Origin of the sequence: Hymenobacter psoromatis, from assembly GCA_001596155.1 — a bacterium.
In the GTDB taxonomy this organism is placed as follows: domain Bacteria; phylum Bacteroidota; class Bacteroidia; order Cytophagales; family Hymenobacteraceae; genus Hymenobacter.
The window spans coordinates 4,755,720-4,775,329 of the sequence record CP014771.1 but is presented as its reverse complement, the minus strand read 5'-3'; the positions used below and the strand labels follow the sequence as shown (position 1 = coordinate 4,775,329).

The window sequence follows — 19,610 nt, the reverse complement described above, 5'->3', positions numbered from 1 at the left end:
AAATCATGACGCTGCTCCGACTAATTCCGACGATTTTTTATGCCGACCTGGCCGCTGGCAAGCAGCTGTTTGGGCAGGGGTTGGGCTTTGCGCTGCGCTACGAAGAGCTAAGTGGTACGCAGCCTTTTTGCATTCTGGAAAAAGACGGGGTGGAAATTCACCTAGCCCAAAACGCCGCCCTCGCCGCGCTGGACCGGCCCGAAATCCGGCTCGCTACCGATGACATTAGCAGCCTTTTTGCCGAGGTGCAGCGCGCTGCGCCCGAGCTTTTGCACCCCAATGGCAACCGCGTTACGCGCAAGCCCTGGGGCCTGCTCGAATTCGCGCTGCTCGATAAAAGCGGCGTTTGCGTGATAGTGCAGCAGCAGTAGCCGCAACCAGGTCCACAAAACTGTTTCTTTCAAACGCCGCTGGTCTTGCCGACTGGCGGCGTTTGTCGTTTCTTGCAATTTCTTATGAAAATCCTCCTACTCCTCCCCGGCCTGCTGCCCTTCGCCGCCCTGGCCCAATCCGCCAATCCCCTACCCCCCGTTGACCCGACCATTCAGCGGCTGGTGAATGAGGTTTCGGCTAAAAACCTCGAAGCCGACGTGCGCAAGCTCGTCAGCTACGGCACGCGCCACACGCTCAGCGACACCCAGAGCAAGAAGCGCGGCATCGGCGCGGCGCGCCAATACGTGTTCGAGGAATTCAAGAAATACAGTAAGGCTGGCGGCGGCCGCATGACCGTGGAGATGGACACCTTCACCTACAACCCCGACGGCCGCCGCGTGGACAAGAAAACGCTGATGGCCAACGTGCTGGCTACCATTCCCGGCACCGACCCCACCGACACCCGCGTATTGCTGATGAGCGGCCACATCGACTCGCGCGTGACCGACGTGATGAACCGCACCGCCGACGCGCCGGGGGCTAACGACGACGCCAGCGGCGTGGCCGCCGTGATGGAAGTGGCCCGCGTGCTGGCCGGCCAGAAATTTACCTGCACCATAAAACTGGTGGCCGTGCAGGGCGAAGAGCAGGGCCTGCTAGGGGCCGACCACCTAGCCAAACGCGCCAAAAAAGAGGGCTGGAACCTGGTGGCGATGCTCAACAACGACATCGTGGGCAGCTCGCACGGCTACGACCCCGAAATCACGGACTCACTGCACCTGCGCGTATTTAGCGAGGGCGTGCCGGCCACCGAAACGCCCGAGCAGGCCAAGGCCCGCCGCCAGCTCAGCAACGAGAACGACGCCAGCAGCCGCCAGCTTGCCCGCTACGCCCAGATGGCCGCCCGCCAGTACGTGAGCGCCGGCGGCTACGGCGTGCTGCTGGAGTATCGGCCCGACCGCTTCCTGCGCGGCGGCGACCACACGCCCTTCAACCAGCAGGGCTACGCGGCCGTGCGCTTCACCGAAACCAACGAGAACTTCAACCACCAGCACCAGGACCTGCGCACCGAAAACGGCATCGAATACGGCGACAAGCCCGAATTTATGGACTTCCGCTACCTGCGCCGCACCGCCCAGGTAAACCTGGCTACCCTGGCCGGCCTGGCCAGCGCCCCCGCCGCCCCACTCAAAGTGGAAGTCCTCACCGCCAAGCTCACCAACCGCACCGAGCTGCGCTGGCAGGCCCCGCAGGGCGGCCCTACCCCCTCGGGCTACGTGGTGCTGGTGCGCGAAACCAGCGCCCCGCAGTGGCAGCAGCGCTTCCCCATCAGCGGCACTACCGCCGACCTGGCCATCAGCAAGGACAACTATATTTTTGGCGTGGTGAGCGTCGATGCCGCGGGGCATGAGAGCCTGCCAGTAACACCAGTGGTGGGGCGGTAGAAATTGCGTTGCTTCTCGTTAGCGATTATCTTTAGCACACCATGCAAACTGCCGCTTTACTCGACCGCATTACCACTAACCCAAGCATCCTCACCGGTAAGCCTGTAGTGCGGGGCTTGCGCATTTCGGTGGAGCAGCTGCTGAAAGCCCTCGCGGCGGGCCAGACCGAAGCCGACCTGCTCGGGGAATATCCCGAACTGGAGCTGGCCGATTTACGGGCCGTCCTGCTTTTCGCGGCGGATGCTGTGCAGAGCCAGCGGGTATATCGCTTGAGCGTCGGATGAAATTCGTCATAGACGTAGGGGTAGGCCGTAGCGTAGAAATACAGCTGGCCACCGATGGCTACGACGTGCTGCCCGTTCGCGACCGCGACCCGCACTTGGCTGACCAGGAAATCTTGCGTTGGGCAGTAGCCGAGCAGGCTATTGTTGTGACGATGGATAAGGATTTTGGCGATTTAATCTGGAAGGAGCACCTGCCGCACGCGGGCGTTGTACTGCTGCGCATGGAAGACGCCACCGGCCCGGAAAAAGCCGATGCCATGCGCCGCATCGTGCGGGAATTTGGTTCGGAGTTGCCCCACCGCTTTACTGTTTTCAAAAATGACCGGCTGCGTATCAGTCGCTAGCCTTGATGTGATAAGCGTAAATGCGCAGGGCGCGAAAGCCTGCCGGTAGCGGGGCAGTAAGTACTTGAAATTTGATGCTTACAAGTACCCGTTGCTGATTTAGATTAAAACAGACGGTGACGTGCTTTATAGCAAATTAATTAGCAACGGGTATTTACACAAACGGATTTTTGCCTGATTTTCAATTTATGCGAATTTATTTAGTGGCGCTGCTCTTGTCCGCCGGACTACTGGTGGCCCCGGCGGCGCAGGCCCAAAAACAATATCAGCCGGGCTACCTGGTGCTGCAACGCGGCGACACCCTGCGCGGATTGCTCGAAACCCCCACTATCGGCACGGTGGCCCGCGGGGTGAAGCTCAAGAAAAATTCTGCGGCCGAGCCCGTGTTCTACCCCGTGAAAATAGTGAAGGCCCTGCACCTGGCAAGCGGCCGCACCTACCTGGAGCGCACCATGCAGCCCGTGGCTTTCGGCGACACGCTGCACCTGCTGCTTGAGCCGCTGGTGCGGGGCCGGGCCACGCTCTATCGCAGCCTCTACAACGTGTTTGCGAATAATGCGGATGTCCTCGCCTTAAGCACTTTTTACACGATGTACTATTACATCGAGCGCCATACGGAGCACGTCGAGTTTGACCGCCCGCCCTACCTGCTGCAGTCGAGCACCTTTCGGTCCGATTTGCGCAGCCTGTTCAGTGATTGCCCCCATGCACCCGCCGTCACGGGTAAGTTTGTAGAGGCCAATCTTATCAGCCTAACGCAGCAGTACAATGCCTGCACGGGCAGACTGGTGCGCTAGGCCCCGGCTATTAGGGGGTGCAGATAATTATCTTCTCCAGTATTTTTATACTTATACGATTTCTCAAAGTAAACCCCTTGACAATTCGCCGCCACCGGGCATCTTTGCGGCTCATATCAGCGTTTGTCATCTGTATGGATACCTCCCAAAATATCGTGCTGGAAAACAGCCGCGTGCGGCTGCGCCCGCTCGAAGCCACTGATTTTGAAGCGCTAAAGGCCATCGCGTTTACTCCCGACATTTGGCAGTACACCGTTACCCGCGCCGACGACGTGCTGAGCCTGGCCGCCTACATCGCGACGGCCGAGCAGGCGCGGCAGGCCGGGCAGCGCTACCCCTTTGTAATTATTGACCGAGCCACAGGGCGGCTGGCGGGCAGCACCAGCTACTACAACATCGACCTCGATAATCAGAAGCTGAGCGTGGGCTACACGTGGATGGGCACGGAGTTTCAGCGCACGGGCCTCAACCGGGCGGCCAAGCACCTGCTGCTGGGCTATGCCTTCGACCAGCTGGGCTGCGAGCGCGTGGAGCTGGAAACCGACAGCCGCAATCACCAGTCGCAAACCGCCATGCGCCGCATGGGCGCCACCGAGGAAGGCACGCTGCGCAGCCACCGCATTCTGCACGATGGCTACCGGCGCGATACGGTCATTTTCAGCGTCTTGCGGCCCGAGTGGCACGAGCTACGGCGCACCACATTTGCCGAGTACAATGTCTGAGGGCGAGCCCCTACCCCCCCGTGGCCGGCCGGGGCTACTGCGGCGCCGGGCGGCCAGCTTCGGGCACGCTTTTCGGGGGGTAGGCGCGGCGCTGCGCTCCGAGCTGCACTTGCAGTTTCACGCGGTGGCTACGGTGGCGGTGCTGGGGTTAGGGTTTTACTTTCAATTGAGCCCCACGGAGTGGGCGCTGGTGGCGCTGGCGGTGGCCGGCGTGTGGGCCGCCGAGCTATTTAACACAGCCATCGAAACGCTTACCAACCTGGCTTCGCCGGGCTACCACCCGCTGGCGGGCCGCGCCAAAGACGTGGCGGCCGGTGCCGTGCTGCTGGCCGCGCTGGGCGCGCTGGCGGTGGGCGGCTGCGTGTTCGGCCCCAAAATCTGGGCGCTGTGCGGTAAGCTTTAACTTGCCGTTATGCAGCAGGTTCAGCACTCCAAACGGCAAGCTAAAGCTTACCGCACGCTTTTCAACTATGCAGGCTGGTTGCCGTAAGCCTATTTCTAGGTCTCGTATTTCCCTACCCCCCTTTTATGCGCCGTTTCTTTATTCCCGTTACAATTACCCTCTTGGCTTGGTCGCTGAGCTCCTGCCAGCAAGAGGTGGTAGTGAACACCCCCACTACCCCATCGTCCGAAACCTTCGTTTCGGACGATACCCGCGCCCCTACCAGCGCCAACACCGTAGATGCCGTGCCCGCCCGCGACATGCGCCTCGACAGCACTGCCCGCCCCGCGTGGCTGGAGCGCCGCATCCAGAGCATTCTGGCCACGCGCAAGCGCAACCCAATTATCCGCATCACGCGCTACCGCTACGATGGCGAGTCGGTGTATTATGAGTCGGCGCCGTGCTGCGACCAGCAATCGACGCTCTACGACCTGCAAGGCAAGGTATTGTGCCACCCCGAAGGCGGCATAACGGGCAAAGGTGACGGCCGCTGCGGCAACTTCGACAAGCGCAAAACCAACGAGCAGCTGGTGTGGCAGGACCCTCGGTGAGTTTTTCAGTTGAGAATTGTGAATTAAGAGTTATGAGCTATGAATTTATGATTTGGGTAGAAACGTCCGTCGTTGCCACCAACTTTGTGTGAGCTTTGACCTTTAGCTCTTACTTTTTAACTCTTAACTTTTAACTCTTAACTGATTCATGATTAACACCATCGCTAAGCTCGGCACGTTCAACGTGTGGGCCAACGAAACGCTGTTGCGTCGCCTCGACTCGTCGGTGGCCGCCGGCAAGGAGGCTCCGCAGCCCGCGTTGCGCATTTTCAGCCACGTCATTAATGCCCAGGCCATCTGGATTGCGCGCCTCAGCGGCACGGCCAGCCCGCTCAAAGTATGGCAGGAGCACGACCTGGCCGGCCTGCACCACTGGCATGAGCAAACTTCACAGAAGTTTGCCAACCTGTGCGCTAATGCCGACGAGGCTGAGCTGAACCGTCACATCCAATATTCTAATTCGCAAGGCGATGCCTTTGATTCGCAGGTGAGCGACATCCTGACGCACTGCGTGGTGCACGCCAGCTACCACCGTGGCCAGGTAGCCACCAAGATGCGCGAAGGCGGTCTAGAGCCCGTCAATTCGGACTTTATCACCTACTGCCGCGAGCAAGCCGGCCAGGTAACCCCGCAGCTGTAGGCGGCCCTACCCCCCTCCTCCTTGCGCAGGCGGCCCGGCACCTTGCGGCCGGGCCGCCTGCTTGGTTTTTAGCTTTGAGGTACTCGCCCGCGTGGGCCTTCCGTCTATGAAAATTCTTCTGGTGGAGGACGAGCCGCCGCTGGCCTCGTTCATCAAAAAAGGCTTTGAGCACGAGGGCTACGACCTGACCGTGGCCTACGACGGGCGCACGGGCTGGTCGCTCTACGACCAGCAGCCCTACGACCTCGTGATTCTGGATGTGAACCTGCCCTACCTCAACGGTGTGGAGCTGTGCCAGCGCATTCGGGCGGGCCACCGCCGGGTGCCGGTGCTGCTGCTCACGGCCCTCGACAGCCTCGACGACAAGGAAGCCGGCTTCGCGGCCGGGGCCGATGACTACTTGGTTAAGCCTTTCGAATTCAGGGAGTTATTGATGCGGGCCCGCGCCCTAACGCAGCGCTACGCCGCCGCTGGCGACGAGCGCCGCGAGCTGCGCATGGCCGACCTCGTGCTCGACCTCGATGCCAAAACCGTGACCCGCGCCGGCCAGCGCATCGACCTCACCACCCGCGAATACTCGCTGCTGGAACACCTGCTGCGCAATCGCGGCCGCGTCATCTCGCGCGTGGACATCGCGGAGCGCGTCTGGGACCTGAACTTCGACACGACGACTAACGTAATTGACGTGTATGTGAGCTACTTACGTAAGAAACTGGACCGCGACTTTTCGCCCAAGCTCATCCATACCGTGGTGGGCATGGGCTACGTGATGCGGGAGGGGTAGGAATCGTTTGTCATTACGTTCGCAATGACAAAATAGCCTTACAATCCAGAATGCTAAGATGCTGATTCGCAATAAGCTGATGCTGCGCTTTACGCTGGTGGTGCTGGCGATTCAGGTCAGCTTTTCGGCGTTTATCTATTATTTCAATGCCAGCACGCGGGCGCAACGCTTTGAGCACCGGCTGAGTACCAGCGCTACGCTGGCGGCGCGGCTGCTGGTGCGGCCGGGCCGGCTAGCGACCGGCGAGCTGGGCACCCTGCGCCGCCGCGATTTGCTGACGCTGCCCGAGGAGCAAATCAGCATTTATGGGCCGGGCGATACGCTGCACTACAGCAGCGCCGATAACCTGGACCAGGCCCCGAACCGAGCGCGGCTGGCGGCGCTGGGGCCGGGCCGGTATGTGGCGTTTGGGGCGGGCGGGCGGCGCGAGGCGGTGGGCCTGGGCTACCAGCACGAGGGCAAAGAGTACCAGATTTTTGTGTCGGCGGAAGACTACATGGGCTGGGCCCGGCAGTACCAGCTGGGGCTGCTGCTGCTACTGGGCAACGTGGGAGCGCTGGCGCTCACCATTTTGGCGGGTTGGCTGTTTGCGGGGGCGGCGCTGGCACCGGTGGCGCGCATCAGCCGGCAGGCGGGGCGCATTTCGGCTACTAATTTGGGCCGGCGGCTGCCGGAGGGCAACGGGCGCGACGAACTGGCGCAACTGGCCCGCGCCTTCAACGGCATGCTGGCCGGGCTGGAGCAGGCGTTTGAGGCCCAAAAGAGCTTTCTCAGCCACGCCTCGCACGAGCTGCGCACGCCCCTCACTACCCTAGCCGGCACCCTCGAAACGGCCCTGGCCTACGATGCTACCCTGCCCGCCGCCCGCGAAAGCCTGGCCCACTCGCTGGAAGCCACCCGCCACCTGCAAAGCCTCACGGCCAGTCTTTTAGCTTTAGCTAAAGCCGATGGCTCCCTACCCCCCTTCGCGCCGGTGAGGCTGGATGAGTGCCTGGGCCAGGCCCTGGAATATACCCGCGCCAAGTATCCCAGCCGCGACCTGCGCCTGGCCTTCGGCGCGCTGCCCGACCCGGCCGCCGACACCGACGTGTTTATGGTGCCCGGCAACGCCGAGCTGCTGACCACGGCCCTGCTCAACCTGCTGGATAATGCCGGCAAATACTCGGCCGGCCCGGTGCTGGCCGAGCTGGGCTATGACGGCCCTACCCTGCTGCGCGTGCGCATCATTGACCGCGGCCCCGGCCTTACCCCCGACGAGCTGGGCCATATCTACGAGCCGCTGTACCGGGCACCGGGCGCGCTGGGCCGCCCTGGCTACGGCTTGGGTCTGTCCCTGGCGCGGCGCATTGTGCAGCGACACGGCGGCCAGCTGGTGTTGACCTCAGCGGAGGGGATAGGGACCACGGCCACGATGTGGCTGCCCGCCGCGCCGTAGCGCGAAGTTTCCGGTTCGGGTGCGAGTGTAGCGAGCAGGCAGCACCACCCGACGCGCCCGACCATGCTCGCTATGCTCGCGCACGAAGTGGAAACTTCGCGCTACGGCGCGGCGAACTTATTTTCATCTCGGTTTCATCTTTTCTAATACGGTTCTCATACCGTTTTAATGCCGGCTGGGGTCCTTTGCAAGTAGTTGAATCACACTGCTTGCCCATGTCTCCCAAAACCCGCTCCCTGAATTTCCTGGCCTTGCTGCTGGCTGGAGCGCTGGTGTTGTCATTACTACTCAATGGCTTCCTGCTGTACTCACACCCGGCAATGGCCGCCGACTTCGACGACTTGCAGGAAACCGAAGCTGACCTGCGCCTGACCCAGAAGCTGCTGGCCCGCTGCCAGGCCGACCACCAACTGCAGGACAGCCTGCTGGCCCTGCGCCCGCCCGCGCCGGCGGCCCTACCCACGGCCACCTTGTCGGCCCAGTAACGGGCGCGGTGCCTTTTCCCCTTCATTTCCCTACCCCATGCCTACTATTTTTAGTCGCGCCTTTTTGGCCTCCTTCCTGCTAGCCGGCGCGACGGCCGGCGTGCTCAGCGGCTGCTCAGCCAAAGCCGAAAAAGACACGGCCGAAGCGCCGCCCATCGTGCCGGTGGTCACGCTCAAAACCTCCAGCCAGGAGTTGCACCGCGACTACGTGGCCGACGTGCAGGCGGTGCGCAACGTGGAGGTGCGGGCGCAGGTGGCGGGTTTTCTGGAGCACATTTACGTGGAGGAAGGCAAGCCCGTGAAGAAGGGCCAGCTGCTGTTTCGCCTGAATGCCAGCGCCTACCAGAACCGGCTGGCCCAGGCTCGCGCCGCTGTGGCCAGCGCTCAGGCCCAGGCCGCCGCCGTGCGCGTAGAGCGCGACCGCGTGCGCCTGCTGGTGGATAAAAACGTGATTGCCAAGTCGGAGCTGGCGCTTTCGGATAGCAAGGTCAACGACGCGCAGGCCCAGATTGCGGCTGCCCGCGCCGGCGAGGCCGCCGCCCGCCTCAGCCTGAGCTACACGCTGGTGCGCGCGCCCTTCGATGGCGTTATCGACCGCATTCCGCTCAAAATGGGCAGCGTGGTGCAAGAAGGCACCCTGCTTACTACGGTGTCAGACCTGAGCTCCGTATTTGCCTACTTCGACGTGGCCGAGGGCAGCTACATGGACTATAACAAGGCCCGGCAGCTACACCCCGAGCAACATCCTGATTCCGTGCACCTTACCCTAGCCAACGGCGAGCTTTATCCCCTTACCGGCCACATCGAAACGGCGGAGAGCGAGTTCAACCCCAACACCGGCTCCATCGCCCTCAAGGCCCGCTTTGCCAACCCGCAGCGGCTGCTCAAGCACGGCGCCTCGGGCAAGGTGCGCCTCACCAGCGAGCTGCCCACGGCGCTGCTGCTGCCGCAAAAAGCCGTGTTTGAGGTGCAGGACAAAAACTACGTGTACGTGGTGAACAAGAGCGGCCTGGTGCACACCCGCAACTTCGTGCCGCAGGCCCGCATCGGCGACAACTACGTGGTGAAGGAAGGCCTCAAGCCCGGCGAGCGCGTGGTGTACGAAGGTGCCCCCGAGCTGCGCGACGGCCAGCTTATTCAGGCTAAAGCCGTGCTGCTGGACTCAGCAGCTGTAGCCGCGCACTAGAAATAGCTTTTTTACTGGTTAAAAATAGTTCTCTGATTTCGTCCGTGGCGGGCTGCCGGCTTTTTCGCCGGCTGTCCGCTCGTTGATAGAACAAACGGCGTGAACGACGAGCGGACAGCCGGCAAAAAAGCCGGCAGCCCGCCGCGGACGCCCCGACTCCTCGCTACCTCCATGTTCGATATTTTCATTCGCCGGCCTATTCTGTCGCTGGTTATCTCCGTGTTTCTGGTGCTGTTGGGCGGGCTGGCGCTGTTTACGCTGCCCATCACGCAGTTTCCCGATATCGTGCCGCCCTCGGTGATTGTAACGGCCAAGTACACGGGGGCCAACGCCGAGGTGTGTGCCAAGGCCGTAGCCACGCCGCTGGAGCGCGCTATTAATGGCGTGCCGGGCATGACGTATATGTCGTCGGTGAGCAGCAACAACGGCGTGACGCTCATCACGATATTTTTCGAGGTGGGCACCGACCCCGACCTGGCGGCCGTGGGCGTGCAAAACCGCGTGACGACCATTCTGGATGAGCTGCCGGAGGAAGTTATCAAGGCCGGCGTAACCACGGAGAAGGAAGTAAACTCGATGCTGCTGTACCTCAACATCACGAGTGACGACAAGGATGTGGGCGAGAAGTTCATCTATAATTTCGCCGATATCAATGTATTGCAGGAACTCAAGCGCATCAACGGGGTAGGCTTTGCTGAAATCATGGGTTCGCGCGAATATTCGATGCGCGTGTGGCTCAAGCCCGACCGCATGATGGCCTACGAGGTGGGTACCGACGAGGTGGTGCAGGCCATTCGGGCCCAGAACGTGGAGGCCGCCCCCGGCAAGTCGGGCGAAAGCTCGGGCGCGGGCCAGGGCCAGGCTATGCAGTACGTGCTGCGCTACACGGGCAAGCTGTTTGAGCCCGACCAGTACCGCAACATCGTGATTCGGGCCAATCCCGACGGCTCGGTGCTGCGCCTCAAGGAGGTAGCCGACATCGAGTTTGGCTCGCTCACCTACGGCATGTCGTCGAAAACCGACGGGCAGCCCTCGGCGGCCATTATGCTCAAGCAGCGGCCGGGCTCGAACGCCAGCGAGGTAATCGCGGGCGTGAAAAATCGCATGGCCGAACTGCAAAAAAGCAGCTTCCCGCCGGGCATGAAGTACAGCATCGCCTACGACGTATCGCGCTTTCTCGATGCCAGCATCCACGAAGTGCTGCGCACGCTGCTGGAGGCTTTTATATTGGTATTCGTAGTGGTGTACCTGTTTTTGCAGGATTTCCGCTCCACGCTCATCCCGGCGCTGGCCGTGCCGGTGGCCCTCATCGGGGCGCTGTTTTTTATGAAGCTCTTCGGCTTCAGCATCAACCTGCTCACGCTCTTTGCGCTGGTGCTGGCCATCGGCATCGTGGTCGATGATGCCATTGTGGTGGTGGAGGCCGTGCATGCCAATATGCAAACCAAGCACCTGCCGCCGCGGGCCGCCACGTTTGCGGCCATGCACGAAATCAGCAGCTCACTGATTGCCATTACCTTAGTTATGGCGGCGGTGTTCATTCCGGTGTCGTTTATGGATGGGCCGGTGGGCGTGTTCTACCGGCAGTTTTCGCTCACGCTGGCCATTGCCATCGTCATTTCGGGCATCAATGCCCTTACCCTGACGCCGGCCCTGTGCGCCCTGCTGCTGCGCCACGAGGCCAGCGAGCCGGGCCAGCGCTTGGGGCTGCAAGGGCGGTTTTTCGCGGCCTTCAACCGACAGTTTGAAGCCATGACCAGCCGCTACGAGCACCTATTGGGCCGCACCGTAATACGCCGCGTGCTCACGCTGGGTGTGCTGGCGGCCTTCGCGGCGGGCACCTGGGGCGTGAGCCGGGTGCTGCCCTCGGGCTTTATCCCGACCGAGGACCAGGGCATGATTTACGTGAACGTGACGACCCCCGCCGGGGCTACCGTGGAGCGCACCGAGGCCGTGATGGCCCAGGTGCAGCGCATTGCCCAGAAGCTAGGGCCAGTGGAGTCGGTTTCGACGCTGGCCGGCTACAGCCTCATCAGCGAAGTGGCGGGCAGCAGCTACGGCATGGCTATGATTAACCTCAAGCCCTGGGACCAGCGCCAGCAGTCGGTGCCCGAGCTCATTAAAGAGCTGGAAGCCAAGACGAAGGGCATCGCCGACGCCGATATTCAGTTTTTGCCCCCGCCCACGGTGCCGGGCTTCGGCAACAGCAGCGGCTTCGAGCTGCGCCTGCTCGATAAGTCGGGCACTGGCGACTTGCAAAAAACCGCCGCAGCTTCCAAGACCTTTCTGGCGGCCTTGAACAAATCGCCGGCCATCAGCGGGGCCTTCACGGGCTTTGACCCCAACTTTCCGCAGTACCTCATTCACGTGGACCAGGACATGGCCGCCAAGAAGGGCGTGACCGTGGACCAGGCCATGAGCACGCTGCAAACGCTGCTGGGCAGCTACTACGCCAGTAATTTTATCCGCTTCGGGCAGATGTACAAGGTGATGGTGCAGGCCGGCCCGCAGTACCGCAGCCGGCCCGACGACCTGCTGGCCCTGCACGTGAAAAACAACCGGGGCGAGCTGGTGCCGTTCTCCACTTTCGTGCGCCTGGAGCGCGTGTTTGGCCCCGACCAGCTGACGCGCTACAACATGTACAACTCGGCCCTGATAACCGGCGACGCGGCCCCCGGCTACAGTTCGGGCCAGGCCATCGAGGCCATTCAGCAGGTGGCGGCCAAAGTGCTGCCGAAGGGCTTCACCTACGAGTGGAGCGGCATGACGCGCGAGCAGATTTTGAGTGGCGACCAGGCCCTCTACGTGTTTGGCATTGTACTACTATTCGTGTATTTGCTGCTGGCCGCGCAGTACGAAAGCCTGCTGCTACCGCTGCCCGTGCTGCTGAGCCTGCCCACCGGCATTTTTGGGGCCTTCCTGGCGCTCAAGCTGTTGGGCCTCGAAAACAACATTTACGCGCAGGTGGCGCTGGTCATGCTGATTGGCCTGCTGGGCAAAAACGCCATTCTCATCATTGAGTTTGCCGAGCAGCGCCGCCGCGCCGGGGCCACCGTGGTGGAGGCCGCCATTCAGGGGGCCGTGGCCCGCCTGCGGCCCATTCTGATGACCTCGTTTGCCTTCATTTCGGGGCTCATTCCGCTGGTTATCGCCAGCGGGGCCGGGGCGCTGGGCAACCGCTCCATTGGCACGGCGGCGGCGGGCGGCATGCTGCTGGGCACGGTGTTCGGCCTGGTGCTGATACCGGGGCTCTACGTGCTGTTTGCCAGCTTCGAGAAGGTGAAAAATCTGGATTCGAACGAGGACGAGGAAGTGCCAGTGGCCGTTGCGCCGGCGGCAACGCCGGAGCTGGTGGCGCATTAAGACAGCCCTACCCCCGGCCCTTCTCCGCTAAATGCGCGGAATCCTGTGGGGGAGGGGAGCCGCACAATTACTATTCGCTTAAAAATTAGCCATTTATATACTAATTAAACTCATCTGGCTCCCCTCCCCCGCAGGATTCCGCGCACTAAGCAGAGAGGGCCGGGGGTAGGGCTTCCCGCCCGAACAACCTTTCCATGCGCTTTCTCGCTTCCATAGCTTCCAGCTTCCTCCTTCTGGGCCTAGCCGCCGGCTGCCGCGTGGCCGCGCCCGCTGGCCCGGCCACCAGCCCTAACACCCCCAAGTCCTTCACCCAAAAGCCCCTGACCGATACCAGCAGCATCGGGGCCATGCCGTGGCGGCAGTTTTTCCAGGACCCCGCCCTAGTGGGGCTCATCGACACGGCCTTGCGGCAAAACCTCGATTTGCGGGTGGCCGTGCAGCGCGTGGAAGTATTTCAGGCGCAGTACCTGGCGCGGCGCGGGGCACTGTTTCCGTCGGTTACGGCCGTGGGCTCGGCGGGCCTCGACCGCTACGGCAAGTACACCATGACGGGCGTGGGCAACTACGATACCAACCTCTCGCAGAACATCGATGGCAACCAGCGCATCGCTACCGGCCTCACGCCCGACTACTTCGTGGGCCTGCGCAGCTCGTGGGAAATCGACATTTGGGGCAAGCTGCGCAGCCGCCGCAAGGCGGCCTACCTGCGCGTGCTAGGTTCGGAGCAGGGCCGCAACCTGGTAGTTACCAACGTAGTGGCCGACGTGGCAAGGGCCTACTACGAGCTGTTAACTCTTGATAACCAGCTGGCTACGCTGGAGCGCAACGCTCGCTTCCAGCAGGATGGCCTGGCGCTGATTCGCATTCAGAAGCAAGCCGGCCGCGTTACCGAGCTGGCCGTGCAGCAGTTTGCGGCCCAGGCCCTGCGCACCGAAAGCCTGGCCTACGGTACCCGTCAGCGCATCACCGAAACCGAAACCAGCCTCAACCAGTTGCTGGGCCGCTACCCGCAGCCCATCAGCCGGGGCCTCGCGCTGCCTAACCAGCAGGACCTACCCACCCGCCTCGGGGCCGGCCTACCCGCCACGGCCCTGTTGCGCCGCCCCGACGTGCGCCAGGCCGAGCTAGAGCTGCGCGCCACCACCGCCGACGTCGATGCCGCCCGCGCCGCCTTTTTGCCCAGCCTCACCCTTACCCCCTACCTGGGCCTCAACGCCTTCAGCGCCAACCTGCTGCTCGATGCCGGCTCCATCACCTACGGCGTGCTCGGGGGCCTGGCGGGCCCCATTCTCAACCGCGCGCAGTACCGCGCCGATTTCCGCCAGGCCGTGGCCAATAATTACGAGGGCTACTACCGCTACCAGCAGGCCCTGCAAGCGGGCTTCCGCGAAGTGGTGGTGGGCTTGCAAGGCCTCGAAAACTACCGCGCCGTGGCCGACCTCCGCGCCCGCGAAGTAGCCCAGCTTCAAAGCGCCGTGGCAACTTCCAATGAGCTATTCATCGCTGGCTATGCCACTTACCTGGAAGTAATTACCGCCCAGCGCAGCGTACTCGAAGCCGAGCTGAGCCTCGCCGATGCCCGCCAGGCGCAGCTGCTGCAAAGCGTGAACCTCTACCGCGCCTTGGGCGGCGGCTGGCAGTAATTATCTGAACCACGGATTCCTGCGGATTTTTCGGATTAGTCGGATTTTGTGGACGATTCGCTAGCATCAATTTTATTAGGATGGGTCTAAACCTAAAAAAGGCTGCTCTTCCGAGCAGCCTTTTTTGCAGGTGTACCGGCGATTGTCAATCGTCCACAAAATCCGATTAATCCGAAAAATCCGCAGGAATCCGTGGTTCAGATAACGGCTATGGCTTCTTGGTCGTATCAGCCGCGGCCGGCGTAGTGGCCTTTTTGCGGCCACCAAACAGGCTGTTTAGGCCCGCGCCAATGGCTTGTTTCGCCTTGGCCTCGGCCTCCAGCTTCTTCTTTTGAATCTCCAGGTTCAGCTGTTCCTGGGCGTTTTGCTGAGTGATGGCGGTGGCTTTCTGGGTGCTGTCGCCCTTGGCTTTGTTCTTGTTGGCGAGGCCCAGCAGCGCATCGGTAAGCTTGGTTTTCACCACGTTGGTCACAATGGCTTTGCCCTGGTCCTTGAGGCTGCCGCTGGTCAGCTTCACGGTGGGGCTGCTGATGTTGCCGCCGATGTCGAGGCCCAGCGTCACGCGGTCGGTGCCCTGGATGTTTTGCACGCCGGTGAGCTGCGTGAGCTTGCTGCTCAGCGCATTACCGAGCTTGCCGGTGGGCGCGTTGATGGCGGCCACGTAGTCCACGATGCCGGCCAGGCTGTTGGTGCCGCCCAGCGTCAGCTTGAGGTCGCCCACCGTAAAGTAGAAAGGCTTCACGATGAGCTTGCCGTCCACAATCTGCGCGTCCACAACCTTGTTGATGATGCTCAGATTCTTTAGCTCGGGCAGCGTCGTGAGGCTGGCAATCTGGTTGAGGGTAGGCGACTGCAACACGCTGGCTTTCAAAATGTCAAAGATACCCGTGCCACTCAGGCTGCTCAGCTTGGGCAGCATATCCTGGCCCATTTCGCCGCTGGCCGAGAACTTGGTGTTGAACACGCCCTGAACCACCGCCGCCAGCGGCACCAGCGCCTTAATAGTGTTGAAGGACGCGAACGCCTTCTGAAAATCGAGGTTTTGAATATTCAGGCCCAGGTCAAACTTGGGGTGCGCCAAATCCTGGGTGTTGTAACTACCCGAAGTGCCAAACGTAGCGCCCAACGTATTAAAGGTCAAATTTTTGAGCGAAGCTATTTCGTTCTTCACCGCCACCGTGCCGCTGGCGTTGGTGAGCTTCAAATTGTCGTAGGTCACGTTATCGACCTTGCTGTTCAGCACGAGGTCGAAGAATTTCGGAATCGGCACCACGCCGGTGGCTTTGGTGGGGGTAGCCTTGCCGGTGGCCGTCGATTTCTCGCTCACCGGGTCCACCATAAACTCGTTCACGTTGAAGTTGTGCGAGGTCACGTTCATCGTGCCTTTCAGCGACTGGCCGGGCGTGAAGAGGTAGCCCAGGTAGTTGCTCACCGTGCCGTTGGCCGCAAAATCGGAGGTGCCAGCCGTGCCATTTAACTGCTGAATCACAATCTGGTTGTTGTTGAACGTGCCCGTCGCGCTGCTGATATTCACGCCCTGCGGCAGGTCTTTACTCTTGTAGGTCACGTTTTTAGCCTGCACCGTGCCGCTGGCTTTCACGTTCTGGTAGCGGCCAGCGTCCACGTCGGCCATGTTGCCGGCGGCGGCGATGTTGCCGCTCACGCGGCCCGTCACGGTCATGCCGTCGAGCGGAAAAATCTTGGTGATTTTGGTGAGGTCCACCGTGCCCTTCACGTCAGCGTCGAACACGGGCGCGTTGATGTTGTGCGCCGCCAGTCGGCCGTCGAGCGGCTCGCCCTCCAGCATCATGTGAAACTGCGGCAGGTTCACGTAGGTATCGTTCACCTGGCCAGTACTATTGACTACCGTACCGCTCAGGTTAATATCCTCAATCGGGGCCGGAAACTTATCTGATTTCACGTAGCCATCGGTCATCTTGATAGCGGCGTTCACCACCGGCATCTGGGTTTTTGAGTAGGTGCCCTTGCCGGTGGCATCCACGAAAAGCTGGCCGCGCAGGATGAGGCCGGCCACGGGGTACACTTTCAGCGCCTCGGCCAGGTTTACATTGGCTTTCACGCGGCCATCCACCTTCATGGGCTCCAGGCCGTCGATGGTCACGTTGCCATCCACGGGGTTGGTGCCCAGGTCGAGGTGAAATTTTGATACGTTGACTTTCACGTTGTTAGTGAAGCCCGAGGGGTTATCCACCACCATCGCCACGTTGATGTTCTTGGCCTCCTGCGGCAGCTGCGGATACTTGAAGCGGCCGTCGGTCACGGCCAAGTTCAGGCCGTAGCCGGGCATGCGCAGCTTGTTTTGCACGCCCTTGTAGTAGCCGCTAAAAGCCACCTGCCCGCTCGCCGCTACGTCCTTAAACTGGGCGTTGAAAACACCCGGCACCAGGCTCAGGATGTTCTTGAAGTCAGTTTGCAAGGCCTTGAACGTCACGTCATAAGTAATGTCCGTGGCGTTGGGCAGCCCAATCGCGCCCGCGAAGCTGAACGGAAAATCATTCAGCTTCACCTGATTTTCCTTGAAGGTATAGAGGTTCTTGTTCAGGTCCATCGCCATCGCCACATCAGCATTCACCTGCTTGTTGGTCAGGTAATCAATGCCGTTGTAGTTGGCTGTCAGCTTATCGATGGTCGTGTTGGAAGTCAGGTCGAAGATATTCTTCGCAAAATCGCCCTTGCCGGTGTGGTTCACGCCGCGCGCGTCCAGGCTGAACGGGATGCTGCGGTCATCGTAGCGCAAGCGCCCGTTGGTGATTTTCCAGCCCTGAATGGCCAGGTTAACCGAGCTGGTATCCTGCCCCTTCGCGGCGGCGGCCGGGTTCGAAATCATGATATCCCAGTTGGCGCGCCCGCTCTTGAGCACCTTGATGGCGATGTCGGGCTGGTCGAGGGCCACGCTTTTCACATCAATCTGCTGGCCTTTGATGACGCTCATCAAATCCAGCCCTACCCGCAAATCGGGCAGGTAAGCCAGCGTGTCGCGGCTAAACGAGTCGAGCCCAATCACGCGCAGGTTCTTGATATCCAGGCCCAAATTGGGGAAGGTGCTGAGCAGCGTCACGTCGATATCGGCGGGGTTGTACTGCACCTTGGCGCGCACGCGCTGGGCAATCTGCTGGTCGGCCAGCGCCCGCAGCTTGTCTTTAAATAAAAACGGCGCGGCCACCAGGCCCACCATCAGCAGCACCACAAACACCAGAAAACCAAGCAGAATCTTTCGCATCAGAAAAGGTAATTAAAGGACATCGGACAAAAATAGCGCCCGCCGGGCCGGTCGGGGCCACTCATACGTTAACGCAAGATGAAGCCGATTACGCCTCGCACCCGGCCTTTTTCTATAAATATTCCTTTTCCCTTTGCAAAAAAGCCTGGTCGGAGACATCTCCGACCAGGCTTTTTTGCAAAGGGAAAAGGAATTATTTGGCCGCGTGCTGCTCCAAAAACTGGTAGCGGGCGCGCGTCTGGTCGGGTCCGGCCTGAGTGGTCACATCGAGGCGCATCACCTGGCCATTCTGCTGGCTGTCGGCTGGCCAGGGGGGTAGGCCCGCGCCGTTGGGGTTGCCGGTTTTGATGAAGTTGGCGAAGTAGCCCTGCATGGTTTTCGATACCTGGTAATCATCAGGCGTCCAGGCAAATACCTTGTTGGTGGGCAGGTTACCCAGCGCGTACTCAATCTCGGCCGAATGCACGGCACCTTTGGCGGGCGAGGCGGGGGTAGCGGCGCCCGTGCCCTTGGTGACGCCGCCGGCCAGGTTGGCGGTGGCGTTGCCCATCTCAGGCGTCATGGCCGGGCGCGGGCGGGCGTAGAGGTAGCGGTACACTGGCTGGCCGCCGGTCTGAAGCTGGGCGTCGGCCAGCTTCCAGGTGCTGTAGGCGATGAAGCGGTCGCTGGCCAGGTCAGTGGCAGCCTGCTCGGCCTGCGCGGCGGTAGTGGCGGGGTAGAGGCGCTGAATGTCAGCGGCCTGCTCGCCATACAGCTTTTGCACGGCGGCCTGGTAGTTGGCCACCGTGGGCGCGGCTGGTCCCAATAAGCCAGCCGCCCCCGATTCCTGCGAGTTCCAGCCCACCAGCAGCGGCACGTGCGCCTGCTGGCCGGCGGCAAAAATCTCGGCGGGCGAGCGCGGCAGAAAATACCCGTCCACGATGGGAGAAAAGCGTGGCGCGCCCGGCTTGCCGCTGGCCTCCAGCAGCTGCTGGGCCGGCAGCGCCCGCAGCGCGGCCAGCGAGGTGGCACCCAGGCTGGCGGCAAACCCTACCCCCGTCTGTTCGCCCTGCGCCAGCGTGGGCAGCGGCTGCAAGCCCAGCAGCGAGCCGCTTTCGGCAATGGCCCCCACGAGCAGGTTTTTCGCCAGCGGCGAGACCAGCTGGGCGCTCACCGAATACGAGCCGGCCGACTCGCCCCCAATCGTAATGTGCTGCGGGTCGCCGCCGAAGGCCGCAATATTGGCCCGTACCCACGCGATGGCTGCCGCCTGGTCGAGCAAAGCATAGTTGCCCGAGGCGTGGTGCGGCGACTCCTTAGTTAATTCCGGGTGGGCCAGGAAGCCGAACACGCCCAGGCGGTAGTTCACCGTCACGGTCACAATTCCTTTTTGGGCCAGGCTTTCGCCGTCGTAGCGCGGCTCCGAGCCATCGCCGGCCACAAAGCCGCCACCGTAGAAATACACCAGCACCGGCCGCTTTTCCTGAGCCGTTTTCGCGCCCGTCCACACGTTCAGGTACAGGCAGTCCTCGCTCACGCCGTTCGAACGAAAGTTCATGTCGCCAAACAGCGGCAACTGCATGGCGCGCGGCCCAAACTGCGTGGCCGGCCGCACGTTGGTCCACTTCGCGGCCGGCTGCGGGGCCTGCCAGCGGCGCTTGCCCACGGGCGGCGCGGCGTAGGGAATGCCCCTGAACTCGTGGATGCCGCTGGCGGCAGTGGCACCCGCCAGCCGGCCGCCGGCCACCTGCACCTGGTTGTGGGCCAAGTCGGGGGTAGGCTTTTGGGCCACGGCCGCGATAGCCAGGAGAAGGGGGGGTAGGAAAAGCAGTGATTTCATGCTGAAAGATAATGCGCAGCTGCTGCTTCGCACGCGCCAAAAAAGCTCCGGTGCCGG

The 19,610-nt window shown here is 61.8% G+C and carries 17 protein-coding genes; 15 read left to right on the top strand and 2 right to left on the bottom strand.

The features are described from left to right. Positions 1–5 precede the first annotated feature (5 nt). From A0257_20265 to A0257_20195, 15 genes are all read left to right on the top strand, one after another. Positions 6–371, top strand: a complete 366-nt coding sequence (locus tag A0257_20265) for a hypothetical protein (GenBank protein AMR29198.1) — start codon at positions 6–8, stop codon at positions 369–371. 84 nt (positions 372–455) lie between these two features. Further along, entirely contained in the window at positions 456–1,817 is a 1,362-nt protein-coding gene (locus A0257_20260; protein AMR29197.1) for a peptidase M28, read from the top strand. Positions 1,818–1,858: 41 nt separating this feature from the next. After that, positions 1,859–2,101, top strand: coding sequence for a hypothetical protein (locus tag A0257_20255; GenBank protein AMR29196.1), 243 nt, complete (start codon positions 1,859–1,861; stop codon positions 2,099–2,101). Beyond that, the gene (locus A0257_20250) at positions 2,098–2,445 is read left to right on the top strand and encodes a hypothetical protein (protein ID AMR29195.1); all 348 of its coding nucleotides are present in this window, start codon (positions 2,098–2,100) and stop codon (positions 2,443–2,445) included. Before A0257_20255 ends, A0257_20250 begins: the two co-directional genes overlap by 4 nt. Positions 2,446–2,633: 188 nt before the next feature. Further along, positions 2,634–3,242, top strand: coding sequence for a hypothetical protein (locus A0257_20245; protein ID AMR29194.1), 609 nt, complete (start codon positions 2,634–2,636; stop codon positions 3,240–3,242). Positions 3,243–3,376: 134 nt separating this feature from the next. Continuing rightward, on the top strand, positions 3,377–3,964 hold the full coding sequence (locus A0257_20240) for a hypothetical protein (protein ID AMR29193.1): 588 nt from the start codon (positions 3,377–3,379) through the stop codon (positions 3,962–3,964). Then, entirely contained in the window at positions 3,957–4,367 is a 411-nt protein-coding gene (locus A0257_20235) for a diacylglycerol kinase (protein AMR29192.1), read from the top strand. The genes A0257_20240 and A0257_20235 overlap by 8 nt, the downstream gene beginning before the upstream one ends. Positions 4,368–4,492: 125 nt before the next feature. Then, positions 4,493–4,957, top strand: coding sequence for a hypothetical protein (locus tag A0257_20230; GenBank protein AMR29191.1), 465 nt, complete (start codon positions 4,493–4,495; stop codon positions 4,955–4,957). Positions 4,958–5,105: 148 nt separating this feature from the next. Then, entirely contained in the window at positions 5,106–5,597 is a 492-nt protein-coding gene (locus A0257_20225) for a damage-inducible protein DinB (GenBank protein AMR29190.1), read from the top strand. Positions 5,598–5,703: 106 nt separating this feature from the next. After that, positions 5,704–6,381 carry a DNA-binding response regulator gene (locus A0257_20220; GenBank protein AMR29189.1) on the top strand — a complete coding sequence of 226 codons (678 nt, stop codon included), beginning with the start codon at positions 5,704–5,706 and terminating at the stop codon, positions 6,379–6,381. Between the two features lie 58 nt (positions 6,382–6,439). After that, entirely contained in the window at positions 6,440–7,816 is a 1,377-nt protein-coding gene (locus A0257_20215; GenBank protein AMR29188.1) for a hypothetical protein, read from the top strand. A gap of 215 nt (positions 7,817–8,031) precedes the next feature. Continuing rightward, complete coding sequence (locus A0257_20210) at positions 8,032–8,301, top strand: hypothetical protein (GenBank protein ID AMR29187.1); 270 nt, start codon at positions 8,032–8,034, stop codon at positions 8,299–8,301. 64 nt (positions 8,302–8,365) lie between these two features. Next, positions 8,366–9,487, top strand: a complete 1,122-nt coding sequence (locus A0257_20205; GenBank protein ID AMR29874.1) for an efflux transporter periplasmic adaptor subunit — start codon at positions 8,366–8,368, stop codon at positions 9,485–9,487. A gap of 171 nt (positions 9,488–9,658) precedes the next feature. Further along, entirely contained in the window at positions 9,659–12,850 is a 3,192-nt protein-coding gene (locus A0257_20200) for a multidrug transporter AcrB (GenBank protein ID AMR29873.1), read from the top strand. A 194-nt stretch (positions 12,851–13,044) separates the two neighbouring features. Beyond that, on the top strand, positions 13,045–14,493 hold the full coding sequence (locus tag A0257_20195) for an RND transporter (protein ID AMR29186.1): 1,449 nt from the start codon (positions 13,045–13,047) through the stop codon (positions 14,491–14,493). 208 nt (positions 14,494–14,701) lie between these two features. On the opposite strand, the gene A0257_20190 is transcribed toward A0257_20195, so the two are convergent. Together A0257_20190 and A0257_20185 are read right to left on the bottom strand one after the other, a co-directional pair. Then, the gene (locus tag A0257_20190; GenBank protein AMR29185.1) at positions 14,702–17,734 is read right to left on the bottom strand and encodes a hypothetical protein; all 3,033 of its coding nucleotides are present in this window, start codon (positions 17,732–17,734) and stop codon (positions 14,702–14,704) included. 193 nt (positions 17,735–17,927) lie between these two features. Continuing rightward, entirely contained in the window at positions 17,928–19,553 is a 1,626-nt protein-coding gene (locus A0257_20185; GenBank protein ID AMR29184.1) for a carboxylesterase, read from the bottom strand. Positions 19,554–19,610 lie beyond the last annotated feature (57 nt).